The organism is Rhodococcus sp. 06-1474-1B (assembly GCF_002258885.1).
GTDB lineage: Bacteria > Actinomycetota > Actinomycetes > Mycobacteriales > Mycobacteriaceae > Rhodococcoides > Rhodococcoides fascians.
Window position 1 is genome coordinate 420,919 of sequence record NZ_NOYR01000023.1, and the last position, 17,725, is coordinate 438,643.

General features: G+C 64.7%; 14 protein-coding genes. 5 read left to right on the plus strand and 9 right to left on the minus strand.

Going from position 1 to position 17,725, the window contains the following annotated elements; genetic code table 11:
• Positions 1–8: 8 nt before the first annotated feature.
• Positions 9–3,905, minus strand: a complete 3,897-nt coding sequence (gene hrpA / locus CH266_RS12235) for an ATP-dependent RNA helicase HrpA (RefSeq protein ID WP_094715355.1) — start codon at positions 3,903–3,905, stop codon at positions 9–11.
• Between the two features lie 97 nt (positions 3,906–4,002).
• Between hrpA and CH266_RS12240 the strand changes: the two genes are divergently transcribed.
• On the plus strand, positions 4,003–5,262 hold the full coding sequence (locus CH266_RS12240) for an aminotransferase family protein (RefSeq protein WP_094715356.1): 1,260 nt from the start codon (positions 4,003–4,005) through the stop codon (positions 5,260–5,262).
• Here the strand turns inward: CH266_RS12240 and CH266_RS12245 are convergent.
• Complete coding sequence (locus CH266_RS12245) at positions 5,246–5,476, minus strand: hypothetical protein (protein ID WP_027496860.1); 231 nt, start codon at positions 5,474–5,476, stop codon at positions 5,246–5,248. The two genes, CH266_RS12240 and CH266_RS12245, sit on opposite strands and share 17 nt — an antisense overlap.
• Before the next feature lie 37 nt (positions 5,477–5,513).
• Between CH266_RS12245 and CH266_RS12250 the strand changes: the two genes are divergently transcribed.
• A complete protein-coding gene (locus tag CH266_RS12250; protein WP_032383676.1) occupies positions 5,514–6,188 on the plus strand; it encodes a hypothetical protein in 675 nt (224 codons plus the stop codon).
• Here the strand turns inward: CH266_RS12250 and CH266_RS12255 are convergent.
• From CH266_RS12255 to sthA, 7 genes are all read right to left on the minus strand, one after another.
• Positions 6,178–6,852 (minus strand): PhzF family phenazine biosynthesis protein, encoded by a 675-nt coding sequence (locus CH266_RS12255; protein ID WP_027496862.1) that lies wholly within the window; start codon positions 6,850–6,852, stop codon positions 6,178–6,180. The genes CH266_RS12250 and CH266_RS12255 overlap by 11 nt on opposite strands.
• Positions 6,853–6,948: 96 nt before the next feature.
• The gene (locus tag CH266_RS12260; protein WP_032387291.1) at positions 6,949–7,488 is read right to left on the minus strand and encodes a carboxymuconolactone decarboxylase family protein; all 540 of its coding nucleotides are present in this window, start codon (positions 7,486–7,488) and stop codon (positions 6,949–6,951) included.
• A gap of 1 nt (position 7,489) precedes the next feature.
• Positions 7,490–8,077: a peroxiredoxin gene (locus tag CH266_RS12265; protein ID WP_032366622.1), complete on the minus strand. Its 588-nt coding sequence runs from the start codon at positions 8,075–8,077 to the stop codon at positions 7,490–7,492.
• Between the two features lie 454 nt (positions 8,078–8,531).
• A complete protein-coding gene (locus tag CH266_RS12270; protein WP_027496866.1) occupies positions 8,532–11,048 on the minus strand; it encodes a DEAD/DEAH box helicase in 2,517 nt (838 codons plus the stop codon).
• Positions 11,049–11,113: 65 nt separating this feature from the next.
• A complete protein-coding gene (locus tag CH266_RS12275) occupies positions 11,114–12,154 on the minus strand; it encodes an alpha/beta fold hydrolase (RefSeq protein ID WP_094715357.1) in 1,041 nt (346 codons plus the stop codon).
• A 225-nt stretch (positions 12,155–12,379) separates the two neighbouring features.
• Positions 12,380–13,324 carry a proteasome assembly chaperone family protein gene (locus tag CH266_RS12280; protein WP_027496868.1) on the minus strand — a complete coding sequence of 315 codons (945 nt, stop codon included), beginning with the start codon at positions 13,322–13,324 and terminating at the stop codon, positions 12,380–12,382.
• A 181-nt stretch (positions 13,325–13,505) separates the two neighbouring features.
• Positions 13,506–14,921 carry a Si-specific NAD(P)(+) transhydrogenase gene (gene sthA / locus CH266_RS12285; RefSeq protein WP_094715358.1) on the minus strand — a complete coding sequence of 472 codons (1,416 nt, stop codon included), beginning with the start codon at positions 14,919–14,921 and terminating at the stop codon, positions 13,506–13,508.
• A 164-nt stretch (positions 14,922–15,085) separates the two neighbouring features.
• On the opposite strand from sthA, the gene CH266_RS12290 reads away from it, so the two are divergent.
• The 3 genes from CH266_RS12290 (at position 15,086) to CH266_RS12300 (ending at position 17,620) form a co-directional block, all read left to right on the plus strand.
• Positions 15,086–16,171 carry an S-(hydroxymethyl)mycothiol dehydrogenase gene (locus tag CH266_RS12290; RefSeq protein ID WP_094715515.1) on the plus strand — a complete coding sequence of 362 codons (1,086 nt, stop codon included), beginning with the start codon at positions 15,086–15,088 and terminating at the stop codon, positions 16,169–16,171.
• On the plus strand, positions 16,168–16,800 hold the full coding sequence (locus CH266_RS12295; RefSeq protein ID WP_094715359.1) for an MBL fold metallo-hydrolase: 633 nt from the start codon (positions 16,168–16,170) through the stop codon (positions 16,798–16,800). The genes CH266_RS12290 and CH266_RS12295 overlap by 4 nt, the downstream gene beginning before the upstream one ends.
• A gap of 145 nt (positions 16,801–16,945) precedes the next feature.
• A complete protein-coding gene (locus tag CH266_RS12300; RefSeq protein ID WP_397516347.1) occupies positions 16,946–17,620 on the plus strand; it encodes a DUF5642 family protein in 675 nt (224 codons plus the stop codon).
• The last annotated feature ends 105 nt before the right edge of the window (positions 17,621–17,725 follow it).

A 17,725-nucleotide genomic window follows, 5' to 3' on the forward strand; every position in this document is an offset into this window, starting at 1 on the left:
CGGGCCGATCAGCGAGACTGATCGGCGATCGCCTTCTCGATGCGCTTCTCCGATACCGGATACGCGGTACGAATTCCCTGCGCGAACAGCCCCACCCGCAGCTCCTCGATCATCCAGAACAGCTCCTGCACACCCGGGCTGTTCTTCCTACTCTCCGGAAGCGAATCCAACAGCCGCCCGTACGAGCCATACACCCGGTCGAGAACGTCCATCGCCGCAGCGTCGCGGCCCGCGCTGCTCGGCAGCGTGGACAGTCGCTTCGTCGCCGCAGCGAGATAGCGTGGCAGATCGGCCAACCGTCGAGAACCGAATTCGGTGACGAAACCGCGAAAGATCAAGCCGTCGAGCTGTTCTCGAACATCGTCGGCCGGCTCACCCGATGCGCTCTGCAACTGGGCCGACAGAGCCAACGCGGCCGTCAGGACCGGTCGAACCAGTGCGAGAACAGCAGCAGTACGCCGCGGAACCTCCGCGTCCACCAGTGCCCTGAGCTTGTCGAACTCGGCCGGATCGCGAACCGGTCCGCCGTGCGCGTCCATCGCTTCTTCCACAGCGAGCGCACGGCATTCCTCGAGCAGCGCATCGACGCCGCCGTACGGGTTCTGGCCGAGCGCAAGACGTTCGGCGGTCGGCAGCCCGGCCAACAGCGCCTTCGTTCCCTTCGGTGCCGTGGCGAGCAGCAGAGTACGGGTGCCCGCGCGCATGGCTGCTCGTTGCTGGGCGGGGGTACTGAGCACTCGCACCGCCACGCCCGAACCCTCGGGCACCAACGCCGGGTACCCGGTGACCTTCTGCCCACCCACGTCTCGGGTGACCGTGGGTTCCAAGCGGCCCAACGTGCCCGAGGTCCACGCCAGCGTCGGGGCGCGCTCCGCGTCGCCGACCGCACGTGCGACCTGACGGCCGACCTCACCGGCCAGACCGGCGCGCAACGCAGTCAGATCCTTGTTGCTGCCGAGCACGGTCCCGGACGGGTCGACCGCGGCGAACGTCATTCGCAGGTGATCGGGTAGCGCCGCAGTGTCGAAGTCCTTCGCGGTGATGTGGCACTGTGCGGCCCGTGAGAGTTCTCGGGCCAGAGCCGTCACGAGTGTTTCGGCCCGCGGTTTCATCACTGCCAACGCTGCCGCAGCGAAGTCCGGAGCCGGAACCACGTTGCGTCGCAATGCCTTCGGTAGCGTCTTGATCAAGGCGGTGACGAGCTCGGCGCGCATCCCGGGCACCAGCCAGTCGAAGCCGACCGGCTGTACCTGAGCGAGCAGTGCGATGGGAATCCGCGCGGTGACGCCATCAGCGGCCGTGCCGGGCTCGAATTGATACGTCAGTGGGAATTGAATGTCACCCTGTCGCCACGCGTCCGGATACGCACCCGTCAGTACCGACGCGGCGTCCGAGTTGACGACGGTGTCCGTAGTGAAGTCGAGCAGGGACGGATCTTGCCGGCGGGCCTTCTTCCACCAGGTGTCGAAGTGTCGCGCAGACACGGCTTCCGGGGCGATGCGGGCATCGTAGAAATCGAACAGTGCGTCGTCGTCGACGACGATGTCCCGTCGCCGAGCACGATGTTCGAGCTCGCCGACGTCGTCGAGCAGAGCCCTGTTCTTGTGAAAGAACCCGTGCTGGGTCTTCCATTCGCCCTGAACCAGTGCATGCCTGATGAAGAGCTCACGAGACGCCTCGGGATCGATGCGGTGATAGTTGACCGGGCGCTGCGTCACCAACGGGATGCCGTACAACGTCACCCGTTCGTAGGCCAGCGCCGATTCACGCTTTATCGACCAGTGTGGTTCGGAATACGTGCGCTTCACCAGATGCGGTGCCAACCGTTCGGCCCATTCCGGTTCGATGCGGGCGGCCATCCGGCCCCACAGTCGTCCGGTCTCGACCAGTTCTGCAGCCATGACCCAGCGCGGTGGCTTCTTGAACAGACCTGACCCGGGGAAGATCGCGAAATGTGCTCCGCGGGCACCCAGAAATTCACGCTTGTCGCCCTCTCTGAGGCCGACGTGCGAGAGCAGGCCGGACAGCAGGGACTGATGCAGTGCGTTCTCGCTCGACTCTGCGTCGGGCACTGTCCATCCGAGGCCGCGAGTGATCTGGCGGAGTTGTCCGTGCAGGTCCTGCCATTCGCGGATCCGCAGGTAGTGCAGGAACTCGGTGCGGCACATGCGTCGGAACTGATTGGAAGACAGCTCGTCTCGCTGCTGCCGCAGGTACTTCCACAGCTGCACGTACGCCAGGAAGTCCGAATTCTCGACGGCGAAACGGGCATGCTTCTCGTCTGCAGCCTGTTGGTGCTCGGCGGGACGCTCCCGCACGTCCTGAATCGACAACGCCGCCACCACCACCAGCGCGTCACGAAGCGATCCGTTGCCGTTGGCCTCGACCAACATTCGTGCCATTCGAGGATCGACAGGAAGGGCGGACAGTTCGCGACCGATCGGGGTGAGCTCGGCAGTGCCGTCCTTCGTGGCCGGCTTCAGTGCTCCGAGTTCTTCCAGCAAGCCGGTACCGTCGCGGATGCTGCGTGGATCCGGCGGCTCGACGAAGGGAAACGCGTCGATCTTGCCCAATCCGAGCGCGGTCATCTGCAGAATGACCGAGGCCAGATTGGTGCGCAGAATCTCCGGCTCGGTGAACTGCGGACGAGACTCGAAATCCTCCTCCGAGTACAACCGGATACAGATCCCGTCGGCGACGCGTCCGCAGCGACCCGCCCGCTGGCGCGCAGACGCCTGTGAAATCGGTTCGATGGGCAGCCGCTGCACCTTGGTGCGCAACGAGTATCGCGAGATGCGCGCGGTGCCCGGGTCCACGACGTAGCGGATGCCGGGGACCGTCAGCGACGTTTCTGCCACGTTCGTCGACAGCACGACCCGGCGTCCCGAGTGCGGTGAGAACACCCGATGCTGTTCGGCGGCAGAGAGTCTGGCATACAGCGGCACGATCTCGGTGTTGCGGAGATTGCGATCGGCCAGCGCGTCCGCGGTATCGCGAATTTCGCGTTCACCGGACAGGAACACCAAGATGTCGCCGTCACCCTCGGACATCAGCTCGTCGACGGCCTGGCAGGTGGCATCGACGGGATCGAGGTCGATCGTCGTTTCTCCCGCGTCGACCGTCAGAGGTCGATACCGCATCTCGACCGGGAACGTACGGCCGGATACCTCGATGATCGGTGCTGCGACCCCGTCGCGTGCGAAGTGTTGCGCGAATCGCTCCGGATCGATGGTCGCCGACGTGATGACGATCTTGAGATCGGGTCGCCGGGGGAGCAGTTGCGCGAGGTATCCCAGGATGAAGTCGATGTTCAGGCTGCGCTCGTGCGCCTCGTCGATGATGAGGGTGTCGTACTGGCGGAGCAGTCGGTCGCGTTGGATCTCGGCCAGCAGAATGCCGTCGGTCATCAGCTTGACGAGGGTCGAATCGGAGGACTGGTCGGTGAATCGAACCTTGTAGCCGATCGATTCGCCCAGTGGTTGACCCACCTCCTCGGCGATGCGCTCGGCAACGGTGCGCGCCGCCAACCTTCGCGGCTGTGTGTGACCGATCGAGCCGCGGATTCCGCGCCCCAGTTCGAGGCAGATCTTGGGAATCTGGGTGGTTTTGCCGGACCCGGTTTCACCGGCGACGATGACGACCTGGTGGGCAGCGATCGCTGCGGCGATATCGTCCTTGCGCGCGCTGACGGGCAACGCCTGCGGATATTCGAGGGTGGGCACTGCCGCCTGGCGTGTGGAGATGACGGCTTCTGCGCGAGCTACATCGCGTTCGAGCGCGGCGACGGCGTCCTCGGTGCGGGCCTTGTCGAGACGTCGTCGGAGCCGGTTCTCGTCGCGGATGGTGAGCTGTGCAACACGTGCGGCGAGTGCTCGTCGATCACCGGACGAATTCGAGGTAGACATACTCGTACCAGGATATCCGTTACGCGGTACTCGCCCGAACTCCGTCCGGGAACGAACCGATGCACTCGCCGAATTCGACGTGACTACTGTGTAGCGCATGTCTTCCGACCTCGATTCAGCCGCCTCCACACACACCTCCGCTCTGTGGCACGGCTTCGCCGACATGGGCAACGTCACCGCCAATGGGCCGTTCGTCGTCTCGCGAGGCGAGGGTGCGTACATCTTCGACAACGAGGGCAACCGATACCTCGACGCCACCGCCGGTCTGTGGTTCACCAACGTCGGTCACGGTCGCCGCGAGATCGCCGACGCCGTTGCCGCGCAGCTGAGCTCGATCGCGCACTACTCCAACTTCGGCGATTTCGTGCCCGAGACCACGTTGGCACTGGCCGATCGTCTCGCCGCCATCGCACCGGTGCCGGGCAGCAAGATCTTCTTCACCTCGGGCGGATCGGACTCCATCGACACCGCGGCGAAGCTTGCGCGCCGCTACTGGGTCGAAATGGGACGGCCGTCCAAGAAAATCATCGTCGGACGGCAGAAGGCCTACCACGGCATGCACGTCGCCGGCACCGCGCTGGCCGGCATTCCGGTCAACAAGGAGAACTACGGCGAGCTGATGCCCGACGCCAGAACAGTGGCGTGGGACGACGCGAAATCGCTTCTCGCGCTGATCGAAGAGGTCGGAGCCGAGAACGTCGCCGCCTTCTTCTGCGAACCGGTGATCGGAGCGGGTGGAATCTACTTGCCGCCCGAGGGCTACCTACGCGAGGTACGGCAGATCTGCCGCGACAACGACGTGCTGTTCGTCGCCGACGAAGTGGTGACCGGATTCGGCCGGATCGGCGGTAGTTGGTTCGCCTCCACCCGCTTCGAGCTCGAACCCGACCTGATGACGACCGCCAAGGGGTTGACGTCGGGCTACGTCCCGATGGGCGCAGTGTTCATCGCTCCGAAGATCGCCGAACCGTTCTTCGCAGGCGGAGTCTGGTGGCGTCACGGCTACACCTACGGTGGCCACGCAGGTGCAGCCGCCGCAGCGATGGCCAACCTCGACATCATCGAGCGCGAGGACCTGCTGAGTCACTCCAAGCGCATCGAAGCCGCACTGCACACCCACCTCGCGCCGCTGGCCGACCACGAGCGGGTCGCGGAAGTCCGCAGCGGCATCGGCGCTGTCGCTGCCGTTCAGCTCGCCGACCCGGCGGAGGCATTACCGTTCGTGAAAACGTTGAGAGCTCATGGTGTTTCGGGCCGCGCGGCCGGACAGGGTGCAATGCAGATCTCGCCGGCGTTCGTCATGACCGACGCCGAGATCGAGGATATGGCCTCGCGCATCCTCAGTGCGCTCGGCTGAACCGGAGTCTGCTCAACAGCTGCTTCCCCCGCGAGAGCGGGGGAGCAGGTTCGGGTTCCGGCTCGGCGGAGATCGCGGCGAACCGCCGGTGCAGCTGATCGCGCACTTCGTCGGGCGCATACGCGCGCCGCTTGCGCTCGGACCGCACCACCAACGCCCCGGTGGCCGCAACCCCGGCCATCCCGGCGAGACCGAGAGCTTTCCAGACGTTCATGCGGCAACCGTACCGCCACGAGATCTAGGGTTGGTCCATGAATCCGTCGCGAGTCAGCCTCGATACCGCTGTGGATGCCACCAGAACCGGCGATATCTGGATCTTCCGTGGCCATTCTTCGGCGGACCGCGCAATTCAGGCTCTGACGAACAGCCCGGTCAATCACGTCGGTATGGCCGTCGTCCTGGACGACCTGCCGCCGCTGATGTGGCATGCAGAGCTCGGAAAGTCGTTGCAGGACATGTGGACCGGAAACTTCCAGCGTGGAGTGCAGCTGCACGACCTACGCGCTGCCGTCACGCACTGGGCCCAGCGGTATCAACAGCGTTGTTGGCTGCGGCAATTGGACGGATACGCCGGTCGTTCCCCAGGCTCCACTCCGGCCGTGACGAAGGAGCAGGAAGACGCGCTGCTTCGCACCATCGCGCGGATGGACGGAACGGCTTTTCCGACCACCGCGGCGCTCGCCGGTCGGTGGTTCCGTGGACGCGTGCCGGCGCTCCGAAAGAACGCGCAGGAGAGCGCTGCGCTCGAAACCGCGTACTGCGCCGAAGTTGTTGCGATGACCTACGACTCGATGGGTCTGTTGACGGGAAACAAGAAAGCCAACTGGTTCGATCCAGGAAAGTTCTGGAGCGGCGACCGTCTCCCACTGGCGGAAGGGGTGCGTCTGGGTGAGGAAATCGAAGTGGACGTGCCCGTCACACCGTGATCGAGTCGTCGTCGACGCTTCGGCCCCCGAGCTCCACCCACCCGTCCTCGTCGACGGTGGTCCACAGCGCAGACCCCGCACCCTGGACGATGTTCAGGCCCCGACCGAGCTCGGCAGTGAGCCGGACGGCGGCAGCACCTGTTGCCTCGTCCTCGGCGATTCCCATCATCGGCGCGAACATGCGCGAGCGCAGTTCGGCGCGCTGCTCGTCGGTCCAGGCCCAGATGTAGTGGTGGCCACTGTCGTAGGTGTTCGGATCTGCCGCTGCCACCTCGGCTGCGTCGTGGACCTGATGAAACGTGAACTGCGGAGTCCACTCGGCGCGTGCACGCACCCAGGTGAGCTCGCCGTCGTAGCGGATGTCGAGCGTGGCAGCGGGGACGGCGAGCGTCTGCACCGAATGTCCGTTGTTGCGAAGCCACCACGACAGTCCGACCGTCGGATGTCCGGCGAACGGGAGCTGCGTAGCCGGGGTGTAGATCGTTGCCGACGCGGTACCAGGTGACGAGCGATCGACGAACACCGTCTCGCTGAAACCCAACTGCCTAGCAACATCCTGCCTGTCGCTCTCGCCTACAGCCTGTGCGTCAACGATGCCCAGTGGATTACCGAACCTGCCGTCGGCATCGGTGAACACTCGGACGACGGACACTTCGATAGCCATGCGGGGACGTTACCAATACGTCGTCGGGGCGTCTCGATCGACGACGAACGGGGACCCGCCGCAGCGGATCCCCGTTTCGACCTGTTCAGCGGAACCTCAGACGGAGGCACCGTCGAGTACGCGGCCGGCCTCGACGGCCTGCGCGACACCCGCGACGATCGATGCGGCGCGAATCGCCTCGAAGATCTTCTCGCGGTCGACGCCCTCGGCGCGCAGAGTCTTCTCGTGCGCCTCGAGGCAGTGGTTGCATCCGTTGACGGCCGAGACCGCGAGCGACCACAGCTCGAAATCGGCTTTCTCGACGCCAGGGTTGCCGATGATGTTCATGCGCAAGCCGGCGCGTAGATCGTCGTACTTTCCGTCCAGGTAGCCCTTGGTGCGGTAGAAGACGTTGTTCATACCCATGATCGACGCGGCACCCAGAGCGGCGTTGTACGCCTCGGCCGACAACGAGTCGGCGGCGTCCTCGGCGATCTCCTTCAACGTGGTCGCGGACTTCGACGCGGCGGCCACCGAAAGCAATGTGCCCCAGAGCTGTTGCTCGCTGAGCACGGTGGACCGCACCATCGAACCGAGGTTGAGCTTGAGATCCTTCGCGTATTCGGGGACGGCGTTCTTCAAATTGTCGATCGACATGTCAGACGCTCGCCGTCAGTAGTTCGCCGGCGTCGATGGTGGGATCGCCCTTCTTCCAGTTGCAGGCGCACAGCTCATCCGACTGCAGTGCGTCCAGTACTCGAAGAACCTCGTCCACATTTCGACCGACCGATCCGGCGGTGACCGAGACGAACTGGATCTCGTTGTTCGGGTCCACGATGAAAGTGGCCCGGTCGGCGACGCCGTCGGCATTGAGAACACCGGTGGCAGCGGCCAATTCGCGCTTGAGATCCGAGAGCATCGGGAAGGGGAGCGTCTTGAGCTCGTCGTGCTGCGCGCGCCACTGGAAGTGCACGAATTCGTTGTCGACGGAGGCGCCGAGGACCTGCGCGTCGCGATCTTCGAACTCGTCGTTGAGCTTGCCGAATGCTGCGATCTCGGTGGGGCACACGAACGTGAAGTCCTTGGGCCAGAAGAAGACGATGCGCCACTTTCCGGCGTGGTCGTCGCTGGTGACGGTGGTGAAGTAGTCGTCGGGCTGCTGCGCGTTCACCTTGGACAGGTCGCCGCCGATGACGGCGGTGAGATTGTATGCGGGGAACTGGTCGCCGATTGTCAACAGTGCCATGTGGTCTCCTCGTGTCGAAATGATCGCGTCGGTTCCGTCGGGAAGCGGCTCGGCTCGGTGGCGATTGTGCAGCCGCACGAGCTCGACCGACCTGGACGAGTGTGCCAAAAATGGGCCGAAAGGTAAACGTGATGAGTGGCACTGGACCGACAGGCGTGCCCGATCGACGCTGTCGACCGACGCAGTCTTGTGCGCGCTCCGTTCATTACCGCCACTTCGTAACGGCGACAACGCAATTGAAGTCGACCCCGTTTCGAGTCGTCGAATACTCGGTACCTGTCCAACCTGCCGAATGTACGGAGCATTTCGTCTCCGTCGTACTGTCCGGTCGTGTACTCGGCGGACGCCCCCCGACCTTTGCCGCGCAACGCAATTCGGGTCGAGAGCACGGAACGGGTCGGCCATAGCCGACTTCGCCACGCTCGCAGGCCTTCTCGCGCACGAGGCGCATGCATCAGCCGGGCGTGACGACGATCTCGTCGAACACGATTTCTCCGGCCGCGTCGGATTCGGCGAGGTCGATGACAGCATCGAGGGACCAGCCGTGGTCGCCGTCCGGATCTTCGAGTACTTGGCGGACCGTGGTGGATTCCGCACCGACGTTCAGGGTGAACAGCGCCGGCCCGCGAGCCGAGGGGCCGGTGCCGATGAACCCGTACTCGGCGAAGAACGGCTCCAATTCCTCCTCCCAATCCGGCCCGTCGTCCAGGTCGTCGAGCGCGTTCCATTGACGACGCGCCGCCAGATCGACCCTTCGAAAGATCGCGTTACGGGCCAGGATTCGGAAAGCCCGTGGATTCGCCGAGATCGGACGCGGCGCATCGGACCCGTACGCCTCGACCAGGGCTTCCGGTTCGGCACCGGGATCGGTCAGGTTCTCCCACTCGTCGAGCAGGCTGGAATCGACTTGCCGAACCAGCTCGCCCAGCCACTCGGTGATGTCTTGGACCTCCTCGGTGCGCGATTCCGGCGGAACCGTCTGGCGCAGAGTGCGGTACGCGTCGGCGAGGTAGCGCAGTACCAAGCCCTCCGAGCGCATGAGGCCGTAGTGACTGATCAGCTCCGCGAAGGTCATCGCGCGCTCGACCATGTCACGGACGACGGACTTGGGCGACAGGCCCACCTCGGAGAGCCACGGGTGAGACCCGCGGTAGATCTCGAAGGCCGGAACGAGCAGCTCGGCAAGGGGTTTCGGCCAGGTGACCTCTTCGAGGAGTTCCATCCGCTCGTCGTACTCGATGCCGTCGGCCTTCATCTGGGCCACCGCTTCGCCGCGTGCGGCATGTTGCTGCGCCATCAACACCTGCCGAGGATCGTCGAGCGTCGACTCGATGATCGACACCACGTCGAGCGCGTGGGTGGGGGAGTCGACGTCGAGCAACTCGAACGAGGCCACCGCGAACGTCGACAACGGCTGATTGAGCGCGAAGTCCGGCTGCAAGTCCACCGTCAGCCTGGCATGGCGCCCGTCCGCGTCCGGCTCGGCCAACTGTTCGACGATTCCGGCCTCCACCAGGCCGCGGTACAGCGACAGCGCACGCAGGATGTGCTTGCGCTGAGCCGGCCGGGTCTCGTGGTTGTCCTCGAGCAGATGACGCATCGCGTGGAAGCAATTGCCCGGCCGCGCAATGACATTGAGCAACATCGCATTGCTGACCGAGAACCGGGACGTCAACGGCTCCGGGCTCGCCGCGATGATGCGCTCGAACGTCGGCTCGCCCCACGAGACGAAGCCGTCGGGTGCCTTCTTGCGCTGTACCCGCTTGAGCTTCTTCGGGTCGTCACCGGCTTTGGCCACGAGCCGCGCATTCTCGATGTCGTGCTCGGGTGCCTCGACCACGACGGTGCCGAGGGTGTCGTACCCCGCGCGGCCCGCGCGTCCCGCGATCTGATGGAACTCGCGCGCTCGAAGCTTGCGTGTTCTGATGCCGTCGTATTTGGTGAGTCCGGTGAACAGCACGGTCCGGATGGGAACGTTGATGCCCACGCCCAACGTGTCGGTACCGCAGATCACCTTCAACAGACCGTCCTGCGCCAGTTTCTCCACCAGCCTGCGGTACTTGGGAAGCATGCCGGCGTGATGCACCCCGATACCGTGACGAACCAGTCTGGACAGCGTCGACCCGAAGCCGGTGGTGAAGCGGAAATTGCCGATGGCCTCGGCTATCGCGGCCTTCTCTTGCTTGGACGCGACATTGATGCTCGTCAGGGCCTGAGCGCGTTCGAGTGCCGCTGCCTGGGTGAAGTGCACGACGTACACCGGTGCCAGGTGCGTCTGCACCAGCTCCTCGATCGTTTCGCCGATCGGGGTGGTGACATACGAGAACATCAACGGGACAGGCCGCTCGGTACCGGAGACGACGGTGGTCGTGCGGCCGGTACGTCGGGTCAGATCGTCGCGGAAGAACGAGACGTCGCCCAACGTCGCCGACATGAGCAAGAACTGGGCGTTCGGCAGTTCGATCAGAGGTACCTGCCAGGCCCACCCCCGGTCCGGCTCGGAGTAGTAGTGGAACTCGTCCATGATCACTTGGCCGATGTCGGAGTCGGCGCCCTGCCGCAGTGCCAGGTTCGCGACGATCTCGGCAGTGGCGCAGATGATCGGCGCACCGGAATTGACCGACGCGTCGCCGGTCATCATGCCGACGTTCTGCGCTCCGAAGATCTCGCACAGGGCAAAGAACTTCTCGCTGACGAGCGCCTTGATCGGCGCGGTGTAGAAACTGCGAATGCCTGCGGCCATGGCCGCGAAGTGGGCGCCGATGGCGACCATGGACTTTCCGGAACCGGTCGGCGTGGCCAGGATGACGTTGGATCCCGACACCAGCTCGATCAGCGCCTCTTCCTGCGCGGGATACAGCGTCAGGCCCCGGTCCGAAGCCCAGGTGGTGAACGTATCGAACAGGACGTCCGGGTCCACGCCGTCGGAGGTGGCGGCGGAAACGTCGGGTATCAGTTCGGTGAGGAGCACCTCTACAGGCTATGTGTCGGTGACGGCGGTTCCCGAATCGACACCGAACGCCTGCGACGGGAGCGTCAGGTCGCGCTTCGCTCGTCGGACCCCATGGCCCCGAGCACGGCCATCCTGGTGCTCGAGCTGCCGCTGATCATGTCCTCGCCGACGCCGGTGATGAGCAGGTTGCGCCAGCGCACCTCGTCGAAACTGAGCGAGGGAGTCGAGTCGATGAAGTCCTCGAGGACCTGAAGGAAGCGCATCGGATCGTCGCGAAACGGGAAGTGTCCGGAATTGTCGAACACTTCCAGCTTCGAACCGGGCATGGCGGAATGAGCCAGCCGGGCGTGCGCCACCGGGATCACCGAGTCCTGTTCACCCCAGACCAGCAGCACCGGCAGGTTCTCGGTGAGATAGCAGCGGTCCAGCATCGTGACCACCTGGCCACGCCAGTCCACCACGGCACGCAACGTCCGTAGGTAGGCCTCGTACGTCGTCGGTGCAGGCAGTTCGCTCAGCACTCGGATCAGATCGGGGGTGTCGTGCAGCATCGACCCCGGTCGCAGTGGGGAGCTGTGCAGTTTGCTCAACAGGCCGCCGGCCAGCTTGACCGCCGGTATCGCGCCCGGCAAGCGCAGCAGCTTCACCGCCTCGGACAGGAACGGCATCGACGCCAGTCGCAGAAGGGGGTGCACGTCCTTGGTCACTCCGCCCGAGGACACCAACGCGAGGCGATCGACCATGTGCGGGAACTGATAGGCGAACTGCATCGCCACCCCGCCGCCGAGCGAGTGGCCCACCACGGTGACGTGCTCGATGCCCAGAACGGACATCAGATCGCGCATACCGTTGGCGTACGCGGCAACGGAGTAGTCGGCCCGAGGTTTGTCGGAGCGGCCGTGGCCCAGGAGATCGGGTGCGATCACCGTGTAGCTCTTGGCGAGGTGCGGGATGACCTCGTTCCACGTCTCGGAATTGTCACCGATCCCGTGGATCAGCAGCAGCACAGGGCCTTCACCGGCCATGCGAAAGGCCCGCCGATAGCCGTGAATGGTCCGAAAGATCAGCCGCGGTTCCTCGTCGGGAACCGGCCGGAGCTTACGACTGCGCGGAGTAGTGGACATTCGCGCCTCCTGATTCCCTGGTGCGCCGACGTACGGCGCAGTACGGCGTCGCTGCTCACGAGAGCGCAGCAACACAGACGACGGTTGTGTGTTGCTACGACTCTCGCACGAGATCGCGCTCGGGGCAGAGCATCGGGCGTATTGCGGGTTACAGGTATGTTGCGATCCGCCGGGGCTGTCGCATATGACTGGATCCCACTGCTTTCGCTGTGACCAGCTCCACAACTACCGGGGTGCTTGCCCGTCTCCGTCGTCGAGGCCGGCCTGCTCGGCCAGGAACCGCTCGAACTCGGCACCCAGCTCGTCGCCGCTGGGGAGCGGCTCGTCACTGGCCAACAGCGTGGACTGTTGTTCCTGCGCGGCGACATACGTGTCGTACTGGCGCTCGAGTGCCTGTACGACCGACTGCACTTCCTCGTTTCCGGTGATGTGCTCGTTGACCTGCTCCCGGACGCGAGCCGCGGCCTCGCCCAACGCTGCCAACGGTAGATCGAGCTCGGCGGCCTCACCGACGTTCTCGAGCAGCGTTTCCGCAGCCCCCGGGTAGTCCGTCTGCGCGAGATAATGCGGGACGTGTACCGAGAACCCCATCGATTCGTGGCCGTGCTGTGCCATCCGTAGTTCGAGCAAGGACGACGCACTACCGGGCACCTGCAGCTCGCCCGCCCAGCTGTTGCCTTCCTTGACCAACGCCCTGTCGCTCGCGTGCGCGGTGACGCCCAGCGGGCGGGTGTGCGGAATGGCCATCGGAATGGAGCCGAGACCGATCGTGCGCCGCACTCCGAGCTGCTCGGCAAGCAGTCGCACTGCCGTCGTGAACTTCTCCCATCGCAGATCGGGCTCCATGCCTGCCAGAAGAAGGAAGGGGGTCCCCACGTTGTCCTTGACGGCGTACAAGTTGAGCTCGGGAGCGTCGTAATCCGAGAAATGATCGGACTTGAACGTCATGGTCGGCCGACGGGACCGGTAATCGATCAACTCGTCGACATCGAAGGAGGCCACCAGCTCGGTTTCGAGACTCTCCCGCAGATGGGTCGTCGCAAGCTTCACGGCATGGCCGGCGTCGGAGAATCCTTCCAGCCCGTGCACCAGCACGGGCCCGACTCCGTCGTTGGAGAAAATCTGAGGTGCCGGAAATTCCAGCTCGTACATCTTCGACTGTTCGGTCATGGCCGGGCCCCTTTCGGATCGACTCGTCGATGCCTCGACGCGAGCATCGGGTCAGAATACGCGGACCGTCTGCTCGAGCCGCATACACGCCGACGTCGATCGTGGTGAATCACTACCCGACAGAACAACCGCGGAACCGTCGTTCATTCCCGGTCGGCGATTCGGCCCCCGCGTCGACGCATCAGCGGTCGAAATTTGCCAGGGCTCGGATCTTGTTGGTGACGTCCAGTGCGGCGACCTTGTACGCCTCGGACAACGTCGGGTAGTTGAAGACCGCATCGACCAGGTAGTCGACGGTGCCGCCGCACCCCATGACGGCCTGACCTATGTGCACCAGATCCGTGCCTCCCGAACCGAAGATGTGCACGCCGAGAATCGAACGGTCCTCGGTGGAGACGAGCAACTTGAGCATCCCGTACGAGTCCCCGGCGATCTGGCCACGGGCGAGTTCGCGGTATCGCGACACACCGACCTCGTAAGGAATGGATCCCTTCGTCAGATCGACCTCCGTCGCGCCGACGTACGAGACCTCGGGGATGGAGTAGATGCCGATCGGTTGGACGTCGGTGAGCTGCGCGCTCGGTTCCCCGAACGCGTGATACGCCGCCAACCTGCCCTGATCCATCGACGTCGCCGCCAACGCCGGAAACCCGATGACGTCGCCGACGGCATAGATGTGGTCCACCTTGGTCTGAAAATGCTCGTCGACGAAGATGCGCCCACGGGCGTCCGCTTCGAGGCCCGCGTTCTCGAGTTCGAGGGGCGTGGTCAGCCCCTGGCGACCCGCCGAGTACATCACCGTCTCCGCCGGGATGCGTTTGCCGCTGGCAAGGGTCGTCACCGTGCCGTTCGGCCCGACGTCCACCGCGGTGACTGCTTCACCGAAGCGGAACGTCACCGCGAGATCGCGGAGGTGGAACTGCAGGGATTCGATGATCTCGCGATCGCAGAAGTCGAGCATCGAATCGCGTTTCTCGACGACGGTCACCTTGGTGCCCAGGGCGGCGAACATCGAGGCGTACTCGATGCCGATCACGCCGGCACCCACGACGACCATCGACGCCGGGATGAACTCCAAGTTCAGAATGCCGTCGGAGTCCAACACCCGGTAGTCGTCGAATGCGACGTCGGCGGGTCGCGCGGGGGCGGTGCCGGTGGCGATCACCACGTTGGCGGCCGAGACCGTGATGCGCTCGCCCCGGGCCTCGTCCTCGATGACGATGGTGTGTGCATCCAGAAACCTGCCGACCCCGGTGATCAGCTCGATGCGGTTACGGAGCAGTTGCGAGCGCACCACCTCGATTTCCTTACCGATCACATGCTGGGTTCGGGCCAGCAGGTCGGCGGGAGTGATGTCGGCCTTGACGCGGTAGCTCGCGCCGTACAGCTCTCGCTGATTCATCCCCGTCAGATAGAGAACGGCTTCTCGGAGTGTCTTGGACGGAATGGTTCCGGTGTTGACGCACACGCCGCCGAGCATGTGGCCCTTCTCCACGATCGCCACTCGCTTTCCGAGCTTCGCGGCCGCGATCGCGGCCTTCTGGCCGCCGGGGCCCGAGCCGATGACCACCAGGTCGTATTCCATGGGTGCAGACATCGTTCATAGGTACCGCTCGCACGAGAAGACTGTGTGCCCGCTCGGTCACGAGCGTGTGAATTCCGCGGCTCGTCCCACCGAACGAATGCAGATGTCGCCACGTGACGATGCGTTGTGCGAGGCTGAACCGAGCACGCAACACACGATTTTCAGTGGAGGAATACATGCCGCAGCAGGTCCGCGCCGTCGTCGCCAAGAGCAAAGGCGAGCCCGTCTCGATCGAGACGATCACCATTCCCGATCCCGGCCCGAACGATGTCGTGGTCACCATCGCCGCGTGCGGGGTGTGTCATACCGATCTGCATTACCGCGAGGGCGGCATCAACGACGAGTTCCCGTTCCTGCTCGGCCACGAAGCCGCAGGCACCGTCGAAGCGATCGGCGACGCTGTCACTCATGTCGAGGTCGGTGATGTCGTGGTGTTGAACTGGCGGGCGGTGTGCGGGGAATGCCGAGCCTGCAAGAAGGGCACCCCCTGGTATTGCTTCGACACCCACAATGCGTCGCAGAAGATGACTCTCGCCGACGGCACCGAACTCTCTCCGGCGTTGGGGATCGGGGCGTTCGCCGACAAGACCCTCGTCCACGAAGGCCAGTGCACCAAGGTCGACCCGGACTCCGATCCGGCGGTGGTGGGGTTGCTCGGGTGCGGGGTGATGGCCGGGTTGGGTGCGGCGATGAACACCGGGAACGTTTCCCGCGGGGATTCGGTGGCGGTGATCGGGTGCGGCGGTGTCGGTGATGCTGCGATCGCCGGGGCCCGCCTGGCGGGGGCGTCGACGATCATCGCCGTCGACCGCGACAAGAAGAAACTCGACTGGGCTCTCGATCTCGGTGCCACGCACACGGTCGATGCCTCGCAGGTCGATGCCGTCGAGGCCATCCAGGAGCTGACGGGTGGGTTCGGGGCGGATGTGGTCATCGATGCCGTCGGTCGTCCGGAGACGTGGAAGCAGGCGTTCTACGCCCGCGATCTCGCCGGGACCGTCGTCCTCGTCGGGGTGCCGACGCCGGAGATGACGGTGGAGATGCCGTTGATCGATTTCTTTTCCCGGGGTGGGTCGTTGAAGTCGTCGTGGTACGGCGATTGTCTGCCGGAGCGGGATTTTCCGATGTTGGTCGATCTGTACGAGCAGGGTCGGTTGCCGCTCGAGAAGTTCGTGACCGAACGGATCGGTCTCGGTGATATCGAGGCTGCGTTCGAGAAGATGCATCAGGGCACGGTGCTGCGTTCGGTGGTGGTCCTGTGAGTTGGCAGTTGCGGGTCGAGAAGGTGGTCACGTCGGGGACGTTCGCGCTCGATGGTGGCGAGTGGGAGGTCGACAACAACATCTGGTTGGTCGGTGACGACGACGAGGTGGTGATCGTCGATGCTGCGCATACGGCCGGTCCGATCGTCGATGCTGTCGCCGGTCGGCAGGTGCGGGCGATCGTGTGTACGCATGGTCACAACGATCATGTGACGGTCGCGCCGCAGTTGTCGGGGGAGTTGGATGCGCCGATTCTGCTGCATCCGGCCGATGACGTGTTGTGGGAGCAGACGCATCCGGGCATCGGGCATTCGGTGCTCGAGGACGGTCAGCGGATCACCGTCGCGGGGACGGAGATCGTGGCGTTGCACACTCCCGGTCATTCGCCGGGGTCGAGTTGTCTGTATCTGCCCGAGGCCGGTCAGTTGTTCTCGGGGGACACGTTGTTCTCCGGTGGGCCCGGTGCGACGGGTCGGTCGTATTCGGATTTCCCGACGATCATCGGCTCGATCCGGGATCGGTTGTTCGCGTTGCCCGCCGAGACCCGGGTCAACACCGGGCACGGAGACGGGACGAGTATCGGGGACGAGTCCCCGCACCTGGAGGAATGGATAGCCCGCGGGAACTGACACCGACGACACTGCCGTAGCTCGCCTGCCGCGTTCGAGGTAGGTGGAATGAGACAGTGGTGGGGACGCCGAAGCGCTCGCTGCGGCGTCCCCACGAACTCGAAGAGGACTTCACGTGAGCCGCGCCGCACAGACCCGCCTGACCATCGCTGCCACGTCGGCGGCGATCGGAGCATTCGTGCTGGTGGGGTGCAGCTCGACCGTCACCGGAACAGCCGAGCCCACTGCCGGTGGCACCACCGCATCGCAGCCCGACACGGACCTGAACACACTGCTCATCGACCCGGCGAGCTTCCCGGCCCCGTACGACGCGTTGGTTTTGCCTCAGCAGGCCATCTCGCAGGCCGCTCCCGATCTCAGCGGAATACCGGCCGGCGCCGAGGTCAGCCCGGCGGGGTGCAAACCAGCGGACCAGGACTTCGGCCCGACCGGTACGGCGATGATCGTCGGCACCGACAACGACAGTCGATCCACGATCTCCATCGAACTGACCGCTGTCGACCAGCCGCTCTCGGCGCGCAAAGAGCAGCTCGAACAGTGCGGCGAAGTGACCGCAACCAAGTCCGGTGCCACCTCCACGGTCACGTCCACGCTGACACCCGCACCGCCGATAGACGCTGACGACACACTCGCCGTGCGGCAGACCGTCTCGTCGGGCACCGGCGGGGATGCCGTCACCCAGTCGATGTTGACCCTGATGGCGCAGGTCGACGACGTGCGGATCTCGGCGACATTCATGTCCTTCGGGTCCGCCACACCTGATGCAATGACGTTGGACGAGCTGTTCACGGCCGCGGTGCAGAAGGTGAACCAGAGCTGACGTTCTCCCGCCGCGGTGGCGGCCTCTCTAGCAGAGCCGACCGACACGGTCCGCTCGGCGGAGGCGGGTGGACGCCGTTTCATCCACAGAGAGTCCGGCATGCAC